Annotated in this window: 14 protein-coding genes; 7 read left to right on the forward strand and 7 right to left on the reverse strand. The window is 63.1% G+C overall.

Annotated elements, in window-relative coordinates:
• Nucleotides 1-112: 112 nt before the first annotated feature.
• The 7 genes from K3819_RS27260 to pilG form a co-directional block, all read right to left on the reverse strand.
• Nucleotides 113-877: a hypothetical protein gene (locus K3819_RS27260; RefSeq protein WP_221398264.1), complete on the reverse strand. Its 765-nt coding sequence runs from the start codon at nucleotides 875-877 to the stop codon at nucleotides 113-115.
• A 289-nt stretch (nucleotides 878-1166) separates the two neighbouring features.
• Nucleotides 1167-1637, reverse strand: coding sequence for a chemotaxis protein CheW (locus K3819_RS27265; RefSeq protein ID WP_221398265.1), 471 nt, complete (start codon nucleotides 1635-1637; stop codon nucleotides 1167-1169).
• The gene (locus tag K3819_RS27270; RefSeq protein WP_221398266.1) at nucleotides 1630-7545 is read right to left on the reverse strand and encodes an Hpt domain-containing protein; all 5916 of its coding nucleotides are present in this window, start codon (nucleotides 7543-7545) and stop codon (nucleotides 1630-1632) included. Before K3819_RS27270 ends, K3819_RS27265 begins: the two co-directional genes overlap by 8 nt.
• Nucleotides 7546-7580: 35 nt before the next feature.
• Complete coding sequence (locus tag K3819_RS27275) at nucleotides 7581-9641, reverse strand: methyl-accepting chemotaxis protein (RefSeq protein ID WP_085611970.1); 2061 nt, start codon at nucleotides 9639-9641, stop codon at nucleotides 7581-7583.
• A gap of 13 nt (nucleotides 9642-9654) precedes the next feature.
• The gene (locus tag K3819_RS27280) at nucleotides 9655-10194 is read right to left on the reverse strand and encodes a chemotaxis protein CheW (protein ID WP_007953327.1); all 540 of its coding nucleotides are present in this window, start codon (nucleotides 10192-10194) and stop codon (nucleotides 9655-9657) included.
• A gap of 10 nt (nucleotides 10195-10204) precedes the next feature.
• Nucleotides 10205-10570, reverse strand: coding sequence for a twitching motility response regulator PilH (gene pilH, locus K3819_RS27285; protein WP_011336365.1), 366 nt, complete (start codon nucleotides 10568-10570; stop codon nucleotides 10205-10207).
• A 60-nt stretch (nucleotides 10571-10630) separates the two neighbouring features.
• Nucleotides 10631-11035 (reverse strand): twitching motility response regulator PilG, encoded by a 405-nt coding sequence (gene pilG, locus K3819_RS27290; protein ID WP_007953330.1) that lies wholly within the window; start codon nucleotides 11033-11035, stop codon nucleotides 10631-10633.
• A gap of 224 nt (nucleotides 11036-11259) precedes the next feature.
• Between pilG and gshB the strand changes: the two genes are divergently transcribed.
• The 7 genes from gshB to K3819_RS27325 all read left to right on the forward strand — a co-directional run bounded on the left by gshB (nucleotide 11260) and on the right by K3819_RS27325 (nucleotide 17171).
• The gene (gene gshB, locus K3819_RS27295) at nucleotides 11260-12210 is read left to right on the forward strand and encodes a glutathione synthase (RefSeq protein WP_064600070.1); all 951 of its coding nucleotides are present in this window, start codon (nucleotides 11260-11262) and stop codon (nucleotides 12208-12210) included.
• Nucleotides 12211-12317: 107 nt separating this feature from the next.
• Nucleotides 12318-13217, forward strand: coding sequence for an energy transducer TonB (locus K3819_RS27300; RefSeq protein ID WP_221398267.1), 900 nt, complete (start codon nucleotides 12318-12320; stop codon nucleotides 13215-13217).
• Nucleotides 13218-13276: 59 nt separating this feature from the next.
• Nucleotides 13277-13849 carry a YqgE/AlgH family protein gene (locus tag K3819_RS27305; RefSeq protein ID WP_011336368.1) on the forward strand — a complete coding sequence of 191 codons (573 nt, stop codon included), beginning with the start codon at nucleotides 13277-13279 and terminating at the stop codon, nucleotides 13847-13849.
• Nucleotides 13849-14286, forward strand: a complete 438-nt coding sequence (ruvX, locus tag K3819_RS27310; RefSeq protein WP_007953334.1) for a Holliday junction resolvase RuvX — start codon at nucleotides 13849-13851, stop codon at nucleotides 14284-14286. Before K3819_RS27305 ends, ruvX begins: the two co-directional genes overlap by 1 nt.
• Before the next feature lie 81 nt (nucleotides 14287-14367).
• On the forward strand, nucleotides 14368-14871 hold the full coding sequence (gene pyrR, locus K3819_RS27315) for a bifunctional pyr operon transcriptional regulator/uracil phosphoribosyltransferase PyrR (protein WP_085646969.1): 504 nt from the start codon (nucleotides 14368-14370) through the stop codon (nucleotides 14869-14871).
• 27 nt (nucleotides 14872-14898) lie between these two features.
• Nucleotides 14899-15903 (forward strand): aspartate carbamoyltransferase catalytic subunit, encoded by a 1005-nt coding sequence (locus tag K3819_RS27320; RefSeq protein ID WP_007913665.1) that lies wholly within the window; start codon nucleotides 14899-14901, stop codon nucleotides 15901-15903.
• Nucleotides 15900-17171 (forward strand): dihydroorotase, encoded by a 1272-nt coding sequence (locus tag K3819_RS27325; RefSeq protein WP_085611974.1) that lies wholly within the window; start codon nucleotides 15900-15902, stop codon nucleotides 17169-17171. Before K3819_RS27320 ends, K3819_RS27325 begins: the two co-directional genes overlap by 4 nt.
• Nucleotides 17172-17207: the final 36 nt, after the last annotated feature.

The following is a 17207-nucleotide window of genomic DNA, read 5'->3' on the forward strand; positions in this document are numbered from 1 at the left end:
GGGTTCGCTGTCGTGGAGCTACCTTAGGAGTGTGATCGAGGGGCATCAATCAAGCGCGGTGGCGAACCGTTACGGTGAGCGTAACGATCAGTGGCGAGTTCGCGAACCGGCGCTATTGATCAATCGGCGTGCTGATTGTCTCTTGAAAATTACTACGACCCCACACTCGAAAACCGATAAACCTCAGACAGACTAGTGCAGCAGTAAAACTTCCAATGACCGCCGATGGGGAAAAAAGCCATATACCCACGAGTGACTGAAAGAACACGGCCAGAAGCAACATAAACAGGCCTAATAGAGTCAACAGCAATAAACCTTGTAGCTTGACCCAGCGCTTTCCTACTTCGGCAACCGGCAATCCGACACTTGCCAGCACCGTACTCACCATCAAGCCGATGAATTGTCCGTTGGTCGTTACAGGATGTGCAAAGAGCGCCAGGCCTGCACTCAAAATCAACACCAGCAAGCTTGCGAAGAGTCCGAACCAGAACAAAATCTTAAATACGGCCATGACATGGCTACGAATGAATTCACGCTGCCTGATTTCATCACGCCGCCTGGGTTTAGTGAGCATGGCAGATACCAGAAGAGCAGAACCTACCCCGCCAAGGCTCATGATGACGAGATTCTTGATGACCTCCTTGCCCTGCTTTTCCAATCCATAAAATGTCGATAGGTCCATGTACGTCAGAATCCACACTGTTCCCGTCATCGAGATCACAAAACCGGTCATTTTCCCGATCACTGCGCGATTCACTGAGAGCACTACGGCGGTGGCAAATACAAAAGCTGCCCAGCAGAGCAGAACTCCTGCAAACGGAGTTGTGTTGTAAAACGTGAAAAACCAATCCATTGCGTTACTGACCAGAAGCATCATTTGATGATCGTTCCTTCATTTTCAGACTCTCCCTTATCGGCGCCTTGAACCCGAGCTTTACACTTTGATGAATTCAAGGCGGCGTGGCCGGCGCATCGGTAACGCGTGGCGTTAAATCATGAAGATTTGCGCTTACCGTAGTGCCACCCAAATCCTGTAGGTGCTGTCAAATGATCGGAATGGTTTAAATAGCTATCGCGAGCAAGCTCGCTCCCACAGGGAAACGCATTTCAAATGTGGGAGCGAGCCTGCTCGCGATGAGGCCAACCCGAACACCGAAGACTTTGGATCAGTGGACAAGTCCGGCATCCACCAACAACTTCTCCAGCGCCAACAAATCCGGCACCTTCGCCACCTGCTCCCCCACCTGCACCGCCGCCTGCTCCAGCGCACACAACGGCACGTCGACATAACTCAACTGGCTGTCGAGCTTGTACGAGCGCGGAATCCCCTGCACCAGCAGCGCGATGAACTTCAACTCCGGCCGCCCGCCCAGGGCATTGAGGATGACGATCCGTGCCCGCTCGCCGATGACGATCCTGTTGCCGCACGCCGACTCGAAACTCAGCAGCGGAATCTGCCGCTCGCGCCAGGTCACCCGCCCCAGATACCACGGCGGCGTGTCGAGATCGAAGGCGCTGGACTGGTAGTCGATCAGCTCGGCGACGGCGACGTTGGGCAGGATCAGGTTGCGATCCGCCAGCGGCAGCAGCAGCCCGGTGAGCTGGCTGCTGCGTTGGTTGTGCCGGGTTTCATGCATGTTTTTTGCTCCACAGGGCGATGCTTTCGAGCAGCACCGATTCCTGGTACGGCTTGCCGAGGTAGTCGTTGACGCCGATGGCCATCGCGCGGTCGCGGTGTTTCTGGCCGGTGCGCGAGGTGATCATGATGATCGGCAGATGCTGCAGGCGTTCATCTTGGCGTACCTGGGTCGCCACTTCGAAGCCATCCATGCGCGGCATTTCGATGTCGAGCAGCATCAGGTCCGGCATGTGCTCCTCCAGCAGCAGCATCGCATCGACCCCGTCCTTGGCGGTCAGCACGTTCATGCCGTGGCGTTCGAGCAAACGGCTGGTGACCTTGCGCACCGTCACCGAGTCGTCGACCACCATCACCAGCAACGGCTTGTGCGGTTCGCTTTCGATTTCGTGACTGGCCGGGCGCTGCGGCAACCGCGCCTGCATCGCGCGGATCGGCGCCAGCAGGTCGAGAATCAGCACCACCCGGCCATCGCCGAGGATTGTCGCCCCGGACACGCCCTGCACCGAGGCAAACTGCGGGCCGAGGCTCTTGACCACAATCTCGCGGGTGCCGGCCATCGTGTCGACCTGCACCGCGATGTACCGGTCGTTGCACTGCACCAGCAAGACCGGCACCGGCAGGCTCTGGCCGGACAGTTTCGGCCGTGGCGCGGTTTTCAGCAGCTCGCCCAGATAGCACAGTTCATAACGCTGGCCGCCGTACTGATAAGTCGGCGGGTCGAGACGGAAATGCCCGTCCAGTTCATTCGGCAGTACGCGAACGATGCCGTCGATGGTGTCCAGCGGAATCGCGTATTGATCCTCGCCGCACTGCACCATCAGCGCACGGTTGACCGAGACGGTGAACGGCAGGCGAATGCGAAAATGCACGCCCTGCCCCGGCACCGAATCGATGCTCATGGTGCCGCCCAGTTGCCGCACTTCTTCATGCACCACATCCATGCCCACGCCGCGCCCGGAAATCTGGGTGATTTTCTCGGCCGTGGAAAAACCTGGCTGGAGGATGAACTGCAACACCTCGCGGTCGCTGATCTCGGCGTCCGGCGCCAGCAGGCCGCGCTTGATCGCCTTGCGTCGCACGGCATCCAGCGGCACGCCGGCGCCATCGTCGCGGATGTCGAACACGATGTCGCCGCCCTCGCGGGACAGGTCGAGGCTGATCTGCCCCTGCGCCGGTTTGCCCGCCGCCAGCCGGACTTCGGCGGACTCCAGGCCATGGTCGACGGCATTGCGCAGCATGTGTTCCAGCGGTGCGGCCATGCGCTCGAGGACGTTGCGGTCCATCTCGCCCTCGGCGTTGCCGACGCTGAACGCCACGTCCTTGCCCAGCTCTTCGGCGACCTGGCGCACGATGCGTTTCAGACGCGGCAACATGCGCTCGAACGGCACCATGCGCGTGCGCATCAGGCCTTCCTGCAACTCGGTGTTGATCCGCCCCTGCTGCTGCAACAGGTTCTCCGCGTCGTGGGTGCGCCGGTCGAGGGTTTCCTTCAAGTCCAGCAAGTCGGAAGCAGACTCGAACAGCGCCCGTGACAGCTGCTGCAACTGCGAATGGCGGTCCATTTCCAGCGGGTCGAAATCTTCGTAACCGAGGCGTTCGGCATCCACTTGCTGACGGCTGAGGATCCGCCCCTGGGTTTCGGTGTCGAGCCGGCGCAACTGGTCGCGCATGCGCTCGATGGTGGTTTCCATTTCGTGCAGGGCGGTCTGCGCATCGTTGACTTGCTGCTCGATGCGCCCACGGAAAATCGAGGTTTCGCCAGCGAGGTTGACCAGCTCGTCGAGCAGTTCGGCGGAGACCTTGACCATGTCCGCCCCGGTCTCGGGCGCCGGGGCCGCAGGCTCGGCCTTGACCGCAACCGGCGGCACGGGCGCCGGGGTTTGCACCAGCACGGGATGGCTGAAATTCTGGATCGCGCTGATCAGCCGGTCCGCCGGCGGACACGGCTGACCGGCGCGCACCCCGTCGAGCATCTGCGCCAAGCGGTCATGGCCGCGCTGCAACAGCGCGAACAGTTCGGCGCTGCCCTGCAGGGTGCCGGCAGACAGGCTTTCGTAGAGGTTTTCCAGCTCATGAGCAAGGTCGCCGATCGGGCCGATTTCCACCATCCGCGCACCGCCCTTGAGGGTGTGCAGATCGCGCAGCAGGGTTTCCACTTCCTGGCGATTGCCGGGTTCGGCCTGCCAGCGCAGCAACGCGGCGCCGGAGTTTTCGATGATGTCGAAACCTTCCTCGAGGAAGATCTCCAGCAGCTCCGGATCGTGTCCGGGGCCGTCCTGTGTGGCGGAAGCGGTCGGCGTCTCAGAACTGGCGCTCGGGCCCTGGCGAAAGCGGCGGATCGCCTCGATCAGGTCCTGCGCCGGATCCAGCGGCTGGTGCCGGTGCAACTGTTCGAGGAACAGCGCCAGGCGCTCGTGGCTCTGGCGCAGCAATCGATCCAGGGCTTCGCTGTGGCTGTAACGACGATCCACCAGTCCTTGGTAAAGGCCTTCCAGTTCATGGGCCAGATCACCGACGGCCGCCACCTCGGCCATCCGCGCGCCGCCCTTGAGCGTGTGCAAATCCCGTTGCAGCGACGACAGCGGTGCGCCGTTTTCCGGATCCTTCAGCCAGCGCTGCAAGGCTTGGCCGGCGCTGTCGAGAATGTCCACCGCCTCTTCGAGGAAGATCTCGACGATCTCGTCGTCCGGCCCGCTGTCGGTGCTGTGTTGTTGCAGTTCGGCGGTGGCGCTGCCCAGTTCGCGGATGCTCGTGGTGCGGCTGCCATCGCTGCGGATCAGGCCCATGGCCGACGGGTCGAGGCTCTCGTCGAGCAGTTCGTGCAAGGCGCGGATGCGTTGCGGTTGCGGGGTGATTTCCTGGCCGGCGGCCAGTTCGTCGAGCATGTTGATCAGCGCTTCATGGGCCTGCTGCGCCTCATGGAAAAACCGCTCGCTGACCGCCAGGCTGCTTTCCTCGACGGCGCCGTATAGATCGAGCAAGGCTTCACACAGCACATCCACCGGCAGCAGATCCGCCAGGTGCGCGCCCTCGCCCAGGGTGGTCAGCTCATCGAGCAGCGCGCTGAGTTCCTGACGTTCGCCGGGGTGCTGCTGCCAGCGCTGCAAGAGGCTTTCGGCGTCGAGCAGGATGTCCATGCCCTGGGCCAGAAAGTTGTTGATCAGTTGCGGATCGCGTTTGACCCGCAAGGCGCTGCTGGGGGCGCTGAGGATCGACTCCAAACGCTCGCCGAGCAGGGTTTCGGTGCGTTTGATCAGCGACTGCGCGCCGACAATCGGCGCCAGCGGATCGTGTTTGAGCTGACGCAGACCGACGCGAAACAGGCCCTCGGCTTCGAGCAGCAGTTCCACTTCGTCGAGGTCCAGCGCCAATTGATGGGCCTTGAATTCCCGGGCCAGTTTATCCAGCGGCGCCGCCAGTTCGGCAATCGGCGAAACTCCTGCCATCGAGGCGCTGCCCTTGAGGGTGTGCAGCGCGCGCTGCAACTCGTCGCTGGCCTGCAACGGCACATGCTCGGCAGCCTGATCGAGAAAACGATTGAGGCTGGCGAGGTGGGTTTCGGCTTCGTTGCGGAAAATCTCCAGCAACAGCGGATCGAGGGCCGCGACGTCTTCCACGTCTTCGGCCGGCAGCGGTGTGTCGCCCTTGGCCAGCGCATGGGCGCGGGCCGCCAGTTGATCGACATCGTGGCGCTGACGCTGACCGTTGGTGGCGAATTCGGCGATCAGGTCCGGCAACAGCAGCAGCGTGTCGGCCAACAACTGGCGCACCGCGGGGCCGGGTTCGACGCTGTGTTCCAGCACCCGGTTGAGCAGGTTTTCCACCGCCCAGGCCAGCTCGCCGAGGACCAGCGCGCGCACCATCCGGCCGCTGCCCTTCAGCGTATGGAAGCCGCGGCGCAGCTCACTGAGGGCGGCGCGGTCATCGGGCTCGGCAGACCAGCGCGGCAGGTAGTCGCTCAGCACCTCGAGCACTTCCCCGGTTTCTTCGAGGAACACTTCGCGCAGCTCGTCATCCACCGGTTCTTCATCGGCCGGTGGTGGCAGCAGGCTGCCTGGCGTGGTCAGCGCCGGCGGGTTGACCGCCGAGACCGGGCTGGCCAGCACTTCGGCCAACGACTGCACGATCTGCGGGTCGTCCAGCTCCTGTAAATCCTGCATCACCAGCGCTTCGCTGGGGCTGAGCACATCGTCGAGCACCGGCACATGCGGCTCGCCGGGCTGTTCGTCAGGAAAGAAACCGAGACTGGCGAGGCTTTTCTGCGCGATATCCAGCAAATGTTCGCTGGGTGCCTGCGGGTCGTCGGTCAGGCGCTCGAGGTAATACTCGAGGCTAGTGATGGCGTCGGCGAGGCTGTCGAGTTGCTGCCAGCCCGGCTCGTGAGGGTCGAGCAACAGATGCTCGCGGATAAATCCATTGCAGGCTTCGAGCAGGCTGGCCGCTCGCGCCAGCGGAATCATCGCCAGCGCGCCGCGCACCTGGGTCAGCAGCGCCGGCAGGCTTTGCAGTTGCTGGCGATCCCAGTCGGCGTCGATGTAGTCGACGATCATGTCCTTGGCCTGTTGCAGACAGATGCGCGCTTCCTTGATCACGATCTGATGGATCTGCGTCAGGTCAGTGGTCGGCAGGCGCGAGTCTTCCGGGCTCTCCGGTTCCACCGTGCCAACCATCCCGGCCAGCGTCGCTTCGACGTAGAGCAAGGCGCCGGCGACGTCCATCAGCGTGGCGTCGTTCGGTTCGCGCTGACCCTGGGCGAGACTGAGCACCACCGCCAGTTGATCGATGATCACCTTGCGCGGCTGGCCGAAACCGAGCACCGCCAGGGTGTCGGCGATCTGCCGCAGCGGCGCCAGCAGGCTGTCCAGGTCCGAGGCGTGCTGGCGGTCGCTGCGCACGAACAGGTCGAGGCGTTCCTTGACCCGCACCAGTTCTTCGCACAGCGCCGCGAGCACCGAGCGCATGGCATCGCGGTCAGGGCCGGCCAGGCGCGCGCGTTCTTCGTCGACCATCGCGCTGTCGGGCAGCGCGTCGTCCAGGGAGTAGCGATCTTTCATGGTCAGCATCTGCCCGGTGGGATGTTCGGCTTTGGCGATATAAAACAGCAGGCTTTTCAGCAGTTCATGCGGTGGCGGCTGGTTGAGGCCGGGCATGCCCTGTTCGAGCAGGCGCTTGAGTTCCTTGTCGGCGTCCTTGAACAGGCTGCGCAGCGCCGGGCTGTTGGCGATTCGCCCTTCACGCATGCCTTCGACCAGCGCCGAGGCGACTTGCCACAACGGGCTCAGCGGCGAGTTACCGCTCAACGCTTCGAGGCGGGTGAAGACCTTGGCCAGATAACCGAGGTGCGTCTGGTCATCCTGTTCGCGGAGCAATCCGACCAGCGCCATTTGCAGCATCTGGCGCAATTTGCGCAGCACATTCGGCAGCTCTGCCGGCTCCAGCAGCGCCAGGGTTTCCTCGCCCAGCGGCGCCAGCTCGGGCAACTGCGGGCTGAACAGGCTGGTTTCCGACAACAGGCTTTCGCCCCGGGCGCTGCGCAAGTCGTTGATCAGCGGCAGCACCACCAGTGGCAGGTCGCGGCGGGCGCCCTGCACGCGGTCGAGGTAGATCGGCAATTGACCCAGCGCCTGCAACAGCAAGTGCAGCGCTTCGTCACGGTGGCTGACGCGGTCGTTCTGCAACGCTTCGACCAGGTGTTCCATTTCTTCGGCGAGCAATGCCGCGCCGTAGAACTCGACCATCTGCAGGCTGCCGTGCACCTGATGGATGCAGGCCAGGCATTCGTCCAGCCCGGGCACGGACTGCGGATCGTCGAGCACGGCTTCGATGGCCTGATGCGCTTGCCTCAGCGTCTCGGCGATTTCACCCTTGACCCATTCAAGGGCCACGTAATCGTGCCGGTCACCCATAACCACTCCGCTCGACATTGCCTCGCCCGCAGGCCTCACGCCTTGTCCGAGACGGGCGCAGACGCCGCCGGCAAGGTGAACCCGGACACCGAGCGACGCAACTGGCTGGCCATTTTCGCCAGGTTGCCGATGCTCTCGGCGGTGGCCGTGGAGCCGGACGAGGTCTGCGAAGTGATCTGCTGGATCACGTTCATCGTCAGGGAAATCTGCCCGGCCGAAGACGTCTGCTGCTGCGCCGCGTTGGAAATGCTCTGGATCAGCGCCGCGAGGGTCTTGGACACGCCTTCGATTTCTTCCAGGGCCACCCCGGCATCCTGCGCCAGCCGCGCGCCGCGCACCACTTCGGTGGTGGTCTGCTCCATGGAAATCACGGCTTCGTTGGTGTCGGTCTGGATCGCCCGCACCAGCGTCTCGATCTGCCGGGTCGCAGCGGACGAGCGCTCGGCCAGCCGCTGCACTTCGTCGGCCACCACGGCAAAACCGCGCCCGGCATCACCGGCCATCGACGCCTGAATCGCCGCGTTGAGGGCGAGGATGTTGGTCTGGTCAGCAATGTCATCGATCAGGCTGACGATGTCGCCGATTTCCTGGGACGACTCGCCCAGGCGCTTGATGCGCTTGGCGGTGTCCTGGATCTGTTCGCGAATGTTGTCCATGCCGTGGATGGTGTTGTGCACCACCTCGTTGCCCTTGTTGGCGATCTCCACCGAACGCTCGGCCACTGCCGAGGATTCGGCGGCGTTGGCCGACACCTGATCGATGGACTGAGCCATGTCGCTGATCGCGGTCGAGGCTTCGGAAATCTGCTGGGCCTGATGCTCCGATGCCTGGGCCAGGTGCATGGCGGTGGCCTGGGTTTCCTGCACCGCAGCGGCGACCTGGCCGGCGGTGAGGTTGATGGTGGCGACCAGATCGCGCAACTGGTCGACCGAATAGTTGATCGAGTCGGCGATGGTTCCGGTGAAGTCTTCGGTCACCGAGGCGGTCACGGTCAGGTCGCCGTCGGCGAGGTCTTCGATCTCGTCGAGCAGGCGCATGATCGCGTTCTGGTTGCGTTCGTTCTTTTCTGCGGTCTCGCGCAACTGACGGTTGGTTTCCCGGACCATGACCAGGCCGATCAGGATGATCGAGGCCAGCGCCAGCAGGCCCAGTACGTAGCCGCCGATGGTGTCGGTGTTACGCCCGCCGGCAAGGTTTTCGAAACGGCTGGCCAGGTGCGAGGCTTCGTCGAGCAAGGTCTGCGACAGGCTGAAAATATTGGTGGCCGATTCACGGACCTTGAACAGCTCCGGCGAGGTTTCGAGGATTTCATCCACGGAACCTGAGACAAACTGAAACAGCTCGGAAATCTCGCTCAAGCGAGCGCGGGCGTCGCGGTCTTCCACCTGGCTGACTTTCAGCGCCGGGTTGCCTTGCAACATGCCATTGAGCACCTGACCGAAGCGCGCGGCATCGCGACCAAAAGCGTCGGCGGCTTGCTGGGAGTTTTCATCGCCCGACAGCACGGTGTTCACCGCGCCGAGAATCCGCTCGGCCAGCAGCGACTGACGCTGGGCCATCGCCACCTGCGCCGCCGGCGCACCGCGTTGCAGGAGGATTTCCACGACCTTTTCGTATTCGATCTGCAACTGCGGCACGGTTTCGGCCAGGGTCGCGGCCACCTGATGCAGGGACAGCACGGTCTGCTCGCTGGAGAGAATCGCGTCGGTGTTTTTCAGCAGGCGTTCCCAGTCCAGCTGCACGGCGCGCATTTCCGGGCGCACGACGGACGGCGCCGGCGGCAGGCCGGTGCTCGGGTCGCCCTTCTTGAGGTAACCCCAGCGTTGGGCAAAATCGTTGCGCGCATCGCTGAGCAGCTTGAACGCGGCGGCTTTGCCGGCGGCAGCCTCGGTGGCGTTCTTGGCGATCCGCTGCGACAGCACCCGCAGCTCGCCGGCGTGACCGATGTACTGCTTGTCGTAGTTGGCCTGGGTGTTGAGGTAAGCGAAGTTGGCGAACAGCAGCATGATGAACACGATCAGTGCGATGAACAGCACGATGATCTGCGAGCGGCTGCGCGAGCCTTCTGCGGGCTTGCCTGTTTTTGCTTTGATCATCGGTCCTCGCCTGTTAAACCGCGACGTGCATGAAACTCGGTGACTGCGCCAGCGCAAACAGGCTGAACACCCGCCAGTTCTGCTCGCGCCGGAAATAGCCCTTGATGAACTCGCCTTTGGAGCCTTGCCGTTTACTGATCGAGACGGATTCGAAACTGTCCTGCTCGAAGTGCTGCAGGCCGAAGACTTCATCGACCAGCAACCCGGCAAACACGTCCTGATGCTCTACCACCAATACCCGCCGCTGTTTGCGCATCGGTGACAGCTCATGGCCGAAAAAGCCGCACAGGTCCATGACCGGCAGCAGCCGCCCGCGCAGGTTGGCCACACCCTTGACCCACGGCTTCACGCCCGGCAACTGGGTGACACGCAATTCGGGCAACACTTCGCTGACTTCGCCCATCGGCGTGACGTACCAGTGCTCGCCCAGACGAAAGCCGATGCCGCTCCAGCGATCCTGGCGCGCCGGTTGCGACGGCAGGTCCGCCGCCAGCAGGCGACAGCGCTGGTCGATCTGCCACAACAGTTCGAACGCGGTCAGCGACTCGCTCATGGCGGCGCGATCAACCGGCCAGCACGTTGTTCAGGGTCTTGATCAGCGTGTCTTCGTCGACCGGTTTGGTCAGGTAGTCCCTGGCGCCCTGGCGGGTGCCCCAGACCTTGTCAGTCTCCTGATCCTTGGTGGTGATGATGATCACCGGGATGTGGCTGGTTTCCGCATCCTTGGTCAACTGGCGGGTAGCCTGAAAGCCGTTGAGGCCGGGCATGACGATGTCCATCAGCACCGCGTCGGGTTTTTCCTGGCGGGCCAGGGCCACGCCGTCGGCGCCGTTTTCGGCTTTCAGCACTTCGTGCCCGTGCTTTTCCAGCATGCCGGTGAGTTTGTACATTTCGGTCGGCGAATCATCGACGATCAGGATACGTGCCATGGTCTTCCCCATTTTTCTTGTCGACACCGGGCCCGCTGGCCGAGCGTCTCTGTGCGTGTCTTACTGCGGCAAAGCGGCAGCGAAGCCCGGAACATGGGCCGAGATCGCGTCGAGCAGTTCTTCCTTGCTGAAAGGCTTGGTCAAAAATTGATCGGAACCGACAATCCGCCCCTTGGCCTTGTCGAACAGCCCGTCCCGGGACGACAGCATGATCACCGGCGTGCCCTTGAACGCATTGTTGTTCTTGATTAAAGCGCAGGTCTGATAACCATCCAGACGCGGCATCATGATGTCGACAAAGATGATCCCGGGATGGTGGTCGGCGATCTTCGCCAGGGCGTCAAAACCGTCGATCGCGGTGATGACTTCGCACCCTGCATTTTTCAACAGGGTCTCGGCGGTGCGACGAATCGTTTTCGAGTCGTCGATCACCATGACCTTCAAGGCGCTGGACTGCTGTTCCATAAGGGGGCTCTACCGTCGCCTTTGCGAATCAATTTGTCCGTTTTGCGATGACTGATGGCTGGAAACCCTTGATGCTCAAGGGCCAGCACGGCTGGGAGCCTTTTTAGCACAGTCTCCAGACGCAATCTATCGACGGGTTTTTCCTTGACCGAAAACCCGCCCGGCGCCACTCTGGCGGCACTTTTTTCATACCGATCCGGTAGCCAATTTTCGAGGAAAACCCAATGAGCGTTCGCGTCGGGATTGTCATGGACCCAATCGCCAGCATTTCCTATAAAAAGGATAGCTCGCTGGCCATGCTGCTGGCGGCGCAGAAGCGCGGCTGGGAACTGTTCTATATGGAACAGAAAGACCTTTACCAGGGTGAAGGCCAGGCACGGGCGCGAATGAAGCCGCTGAAAGTCTTCGCCAACCCGGAAAAATGGTTCGAACTGGGCGCCGAACAGGATTCGCTGCTCAGCGACCTGAACGTGATCCTGATGCGCAAGGATCCGCCGTTCGACATGGAGTTCGTCTACTCCACCTACCTGCTCGAACAGGCCGAGTCCGCCGGGGTGCTGGTGGTCAACAAACCGCAGAGCCTGCGCGACTGCAACGAAAAGCTGTTCGCCACGCTGTTCCCGCAGTGCACGCCGCCAACCGTGGTCAGCCGCCGCGCCGACGTGCTGCGTGAATTCGCCGCCAAACATGGCGACGTGATCCTCAAGCCGCTGGACGGCATGGGCGGTACTTCGATCTTCCGTCACCGCGCCGGCGACCCGAACCTGTCGGTGATCCTGGAAACCCTGACCGCCCTCGGCGCCCAGCAGATCATGGGCCAGGCCTACCTGCCGGCGATCAAGGACGGCGACAAGCGCATCCTGATGATCGACGGCGAGCCGGTGGATTATTGCCTGGCGCGGATTCCGGCCCAGGGCGAAACCCGTGGCAACCTCGCAGCCGGTGGCCGTGGCGAAGCTCGTCCGTTGACCGACAAGGATCGCTGGATCGCCGCCCAGGTCGGCCCGACCTTGCGCGAAAAAGGCCTGCTGTTCGTCGGCCTGGACGTGATCGGCGAGCACCTGACCGAAATCAACGTCACCAGCCCGACCTGCATCCGCGAAATCGACAATGCCTTCGGCACCGACATCGGCGGCCTGCTGATGGATGCCATCGAGAAAAAGCTGCAAGCTTGATGTGCATCACATGCAGCCTGTCGCTTGATGCTTGAAGCCCAAGGCGTGAAACCAACATTGCGTTATCATGCGCGGCCTGTGAAAAACGCGATGTTGGTTTTCTTGTCATGACACTTCCGTCCGATCTGCCCGCTGAACTCGCCCATAAAGGCGTGCGCCCGGTCGATCGCCTCGGATTTACCCTGTTTCTCGCGGCGCTGATCCATCTGGCGCTGTTGCTCGGCGTGGGTTTCACCATGGTCGAGCCCAAGCAGATCAGCAAAACCCTGGAAATCACCCTCGCTACCTTCAAGAGCGAAAAGAAGCCGGCGAAGGCCGATTTCCTCGCTCAGGAAAACCAGGAAGGCAGTGGTACCCTCGACAAGAAGGCGATCCCCAAGACCACCGAGGTCGCGCCGTTCCAGGCAAATGAAGTCAAGAAAGTCACCCCGCCGCCCGCCGCCAAGCCGGAAGTGCAGGAAGCCGCGCCCAAGGCGGCCGTGACCACCGTCGCGCCGAAACCGAAAAAGGCGCCGACCAAGAAAGAAGAAGCCAAGAGCGAGACCAAACCGACGGTCGATGCACCGACCTTCGACAGCTCGCAGCTCTCCAGCGACATCGCCAGCCTCGAAGCCGAACTGGCCAACGAACAACAGCTGTACGCCAAGCGCCCGCGCATCCACCGCCTCAGCGCTGCGTCGACCATGCGCGACAAGGGTGCCTGGTACAAGGACGAGTGGCGCAAGAAGGTCGAGCGCATCGGCAACCTCAATTACCCCGACGAAGCCCGGCGCAAGCAGATCTACGGCAATCTGCGCCTGATGGTGTCGATCAACCGCGACGGCTCGCTGTATGAAGTGCTGGTGCTGGAGTCTTCCGGCCAGCCGCTGCTGGATCAGGCGGCGCAACGTATCGTGCGACTGGCGGCACCGTTTGCACCGTTTACCGGGGACCTGTCGGACATCGACCGGCTGGAAATCATCCGCACCTGGAAATTCGCCCGGGGTGACCGGCTGTCCAGTAACTGAGTCGATCTTTTGCCCGCTCCAGCTTGTCAGTTCGCCCCCCGAACGCCACACTAGCGCACATGAAAAACGTCAGCCCCAGCTACCTCAAGCATCACTTCCTGATCGCCATGCCACACATGGCCGACCCGAACTTTGCCCACACCTTGACCTACATCGTCGAGCACACGGCCAATGGGGCCATGGGGCTGGTGGTCAACCGACCGCAAGAGCTGAATCTGGCCGACATCCTCGAGCAATTGCGCCCGGACATCGATCCGCCAGCGCTGTGCCAGCATGTGCCGATCTTCATCGGCGGCCCGGTGCAGACTGATCGCGGTTTTGTCCTGCACCCGGCGGGCAAGACGTTCCAGGCCACCGTCGAGCTGGAGGGCGATCTGGCCCTGTCCACCTCGCAGGACGTGCTGTTCGCCATCGCCGACGGCGTGGGCCCGGCCAAAAGCGTGATCACCCTCGGTTATGCCGGCTGGGAAGCGGGACAACTGGAAGCCGAGCTGGCCGACAATGCCTGGCTGACCTGCCCGTACGACGCCGACATCCTGTTCAACACCAGCAGCGAACTGCGCCTGGAAGCGGCGGCCAGGCACCTGGGGATCAACCTCAGCCTGCTGACCAGCCAGGCAGGACACGCCTGATGGCCCTGCGCCTGATCCTCGGCTTCGACTACGGCACCAAACAGATCGGCGTGGCGGTCGGCCAGGTGATTACCGGCCAGGCCCGCGAACTGTGCACCTTGAAGGCGCAAAACGGTGTGCCGGACTGGAATCAGGTCGAAGCCCTGATAAAGGAATGGAAGCCCGACGCCGTGGTGGTCGGCCTGCCGCTGAACATGGACGGCACGCCCAGCGAGATGTGCGCCCGCGCCGAGAAATTCGCCCGCCGCCTCAACGGCCGCTTCAACCTGCCTTTCTATACCCACGATGAACGCCTGACCACCTTCGAAGCCAAGGGCGAACGACTGGTACGCGGTGGGCAGAAAGGCAGCTACCGCGACAACCCGGTGGACGCCATCGCCGCCGCCCTGCTGCTGCAAGGCTGGCTCGACGAAAACACCGCACTATTTGAATCCTGACAAGCGCTACGGCGCTTTTCTTTTGGTTACAACCCGAGCCCCGGTTCGCGAGAACCGGCTCGACCCCGAGAAGGAGCAACCATGAGCCTGCCCAATCCCGCCGATCTGATCAGCCAGATGGCGACCCGCCTCAAGGCGCACCTTGCCCAGCGTGAAATCAGCGAACCGCGTTACATCGGCATCCGCACCGGCGGCGTCTGGGTCGCCCAGGCCCTGCTCGCAGAGCTGGGCAGCGACGCGCCATTGGGCACGCTGGATGTTTCCTTCTACCGCGACGACTTCAGCCAGAACGGCCTGCACCCGCAAGTGCGCCCGTCCGCCCTGCCCTTCGAAATCGAAGGCCAGCATCTGGTGCTGATCGACGACGTACTGATGAGCGGCCGGACCATCCGCGCCGCCATGAACGAACTGTTCGACTACGGCCGCCCGGCCAGCGTGACGCTGGTCTGTCTGCTGGACCTGGACGCCGGCGAACTGCCGATCCGCCCCAACGTGGTCGGCGCGACCCTGTCGCTGGCCGCCCACGAGCGGGTCAAGCTGTCCGGTCCGGAGCTGGCACTCGAACTGCAAGACCTTGCCCTTTAATCCGCCCTATTGAGAGTCCCCCTCGCGATGACGCCTCTAGATACCAAGCGCCCGCTGCAGCTCAATGATCAGGGCCAGCTGCGCCACTTCCTCTCGCTCGACGGCCTGCGCCGCGAGTTGCTGACGGAAATCCTCGACACCGCCGACTCGTTCCTCGAAGTCGGCGCCCGGGCCGTGAAGAAGGTTCCGTTGTTGCGCGGCAAGACCGTGTGCAACGTGTTCTTCGAAAACTCGACCCGCACCCGCACCACCTTCGAACTCGCGGCCCAGCGCCTGTCGGCGGACGTGATCACCCTGAACGTGTCGACCTCGTCGGCCAGCAAGGGCGAAACCCTGCTCGATACCCTGCGCAACCTCGAAGCCATGGCTGCCGACATGTTCGTCGTGCGCCACGGTGACTCGGGCGCCGCGCACTTCATCGCCGAACATGTCTGCCCGCAGGTGGCGATCATCAACGGCGGCGACGGCCGACACGCGCACCCGACCCAGGGCATGCTCGACATGCTGACCATCCGCCGCCACAAGGGCGGTTTCGAGAACCTCTCGGTAGCCATCGTCGGCGACATCCTGCACTCGCGGGTGGCGCGCTCGAACATGCTCGCCCTGAAGACCCTCGGCTGCCCGGACATCCGCGTGATCGCGCCGAAAACCCTGCTGCCGATCGGCATCGAGCAATACGGCGTGAAGGTCTACACCGACATGACCGAAGGCCTGAAAGACGTCGACGTGGTGATCATGCTGCGCCTGCAGCGTGAGCGCATGACCGGCGGCCTGCTGCCGAGCGAAGGCGAGTTCTACCGCCTGTTCGGCCTGACCACCGCGCGCCTGGCCGGCGCCAAGCCCGATTGCATCGTCATGCACCCGGGGCCGATCAACCGCGGCGTGGAGATCGAGTCGGCGGTGGCCGACGGCCCGCACTCGGTGATCCTCAATCAAGTCACCTACGGCATCGCGATCCGTATGGCCGTGCTGTCGATGGCCATGAGCGGGCAAACGGCGCAACGTCAATTCGAGCAGGAGAACGCCCAGTGAAGCTCAGCATTCTCGGCGCCCGCGTCATCGATCCAAGCAGCGGCCTGGATCAAATCACCGATATTCACGTTGAAGCCTGCAAGATCGTCGCCCTCGGCGCGGCACCGGCCGGTTTCACCGCCGTCGAAACCATCGACGCCACAGGCCTGGTGGCCGCTCCGGGGCTGGTCGACCTGAACGTCGCCCTGCGCGAGCCGGGCTACAGCCGCAAAGGCACCATCGCCAGCGAAACCCGCGCCGCTGCGGCCGGTGGTGTGACCAGCCTGTGCTGCCCACCGAAAACCAAACCGGTGCTCGACACCTCCGCCGTGGCCGAACTGATCCTCGACCGCGCCCGCGAGGCCGGCAACACCAAGGTGTTCCCGATCGGCGCGCTGAGCAAAGGTCTGGATGGCGAACAGCTCGCAGAACTGGTTGCCCTGCGTGACGCCGGTTGCGTAGCGTTCGGCAACGGCCTGGAAAGCTTCCGCAACACCCGCACCCTGTGCCGGGCGCTGGATTACGCGGCAACGTTCGACCTGACGGTGATTTTCAACTCGCAGGATCACGACCTCGCCGACGGCGGCCTGGCCCACGAAGGTGCCACCGCCAGCTTCCTCGGCCTGCCAGGCATCCCGGAAACCGCTGAAACCGTGGCCCTGGCCCGTGATCTGCTGCTGGTCGAGCAAACCGGCGTGCGTGCGCACTTCAGCCAGCTGACCAGTGCTCGCGGCGTGGCCTTGATCGCTCAGGCCCAGGCTCGTGGTTTGAAAGTCACGGCGGATGTCGCCCTGTATCAGTTGATCCTGACGGACGAAGCGCTGATCGACTTCAGCAGCCTGTATCACGTGCAACCGCCGCTGCGCACCCGCGCCGACCGCGACGGCCTGCGTGAAGCAGTGAAGTCCGGCGTGGTTTCGGCGATTTCCAGCCATCACCAGCCCCATGAACGCGATGCCAAACTGGCACCGTTCGGCGCCACCGAACCGGGCATCAGCAGCGTCGAATTGCTGCTGCCGCTGGCGATGACGCTGGTCGAGGATGGTCTGCTGGACCTGCCGACCCTGCTGGCCCGCCTGAGCGCCGGCCCGGCCGAGGCCCTGCGCCTGCCGGCGGGCAAGCTGGCGGTGGGGGGTGCGGCGGATATCGTGCTGTTCGATCCGAAGGCCTCGACCGTTGCCGGCGAAACCTGGCTGTCGAAAGGCGAGAACTGCCCGTTCCTCGGCCATAGCCTGCCGGGTGTGGTGCGTTACACCTTGGTGGATGGCCGGATCAGTCACCAGGCGTAAAAAAAATGGCGAGGGAGCCAGCTCCCTCGCCATCAC

The organism is Pseudomonas sp. 3-2, from assembly GCF_019710535.1.
Lineage (GTDB): Bacteria > Pseudomonadota > Gammaproteobacteria > Pseudomonadales > Pseudomonadaceae > Aquipseudomonas > Aquipseudomonas pharyngis.

What these genes read in the sequence shown, in the direction of transcription:
- K3819_RS27280 (WP_007953327.1), bottom strand. Translation starts at nt 10,194, where the DNA reads ATGAGCGAGTCGCTGACCGCGTTCGAACTGTTGTGGCAGATCGACCAG.
- gshB (WP_064600070.1), top strand. Translation starts at nt 11,260, where the DNA reads ATGAGCGTTCGCGTCGGGATTGTCATGGACCCAATCGCCAGCATTTCC.
- pilG (WP_007953330.1), bottom strand. Translation starts at nt 11,035, where the DNA reads ATGGAACAGCAGTCCAGCGCCTTGAAGGTCATGGTGATCGACGACTCG.
- K3819_RS27320 (WP_007913665.1), top strand. Translation starts at nt 14,899, where the DNA reads ATGACGCCTCTAGATACCAAGCGCCCGCTGCAGCTCAATGATCAGGGC.
- K3819_RS27270 (WP_221398266.1), bottom strand. Translation starts at nt 7,545, where the DNA reads ATGGGTGACCGGCACGATTACGTGGCCCTTGAATGGGTCAAGGGTGAA.
- K3819_RS27260 (WP_221398264.1), bottom strand. Translation starts at nt 877, where the DNA reads ATGATGCTTCTGGTCAGTAACGCAATGGATTGGTTTTTCACGTTTTAC.
- pyrR (WP_085646969.1), top strand. Translation starts at nt 14,368, where the DNA reads ATGAGCCTGCCCAATCCCGCCGATCTGATCAGCCAGATGGCGACCCGC.
- K3819_RS27275 (WP_085611970.1), bottom strand. Translation starts at nt 9,641, where the DNA reads ATGATCAAAGCAAAAACAGGCAAGCCCGCAGAAGGCTCGCGCAGCCGC.
- K3819_RS27305 (WP_011336368.1), top strand. Translation starts at nt 13,277, where the DNA reads ATGAAAAACGTCAGCCCCAGCTACCTCAAGCATCACTTCCTGATCGCC.
- K3819_RS27300 (WP_221398267.1), top strand. Translation starts at nt 12,318, where the DNA reads ATGACACTTCCGTCCGATCTGCCCGCTGAACTCGCCCATAAAGGCGTG.
- pilH (WP_011336365.1), bottom strand. Translation starts at nt 10,570, where the DNA reads ATGGCACGTATCCTGATCGTCGATGATTCGCCGACCGAAATGTACAAA.
- ruvX (WP_007953334.1), top strand. Translation starts at nt 13,849, where the DNA reads ATGGCCCTGCGCCTGATCCTCGGCTTCGACTACGGCACCAAACAGATC.
- K3819_RS27265 (WP_221398265.1), bottom strand. Translation starts at nt 1,637, where the DNA reads ATGCATGAAACCCGGCACAACCAACGCAGCAGCCAGCTCACCGGGCTG.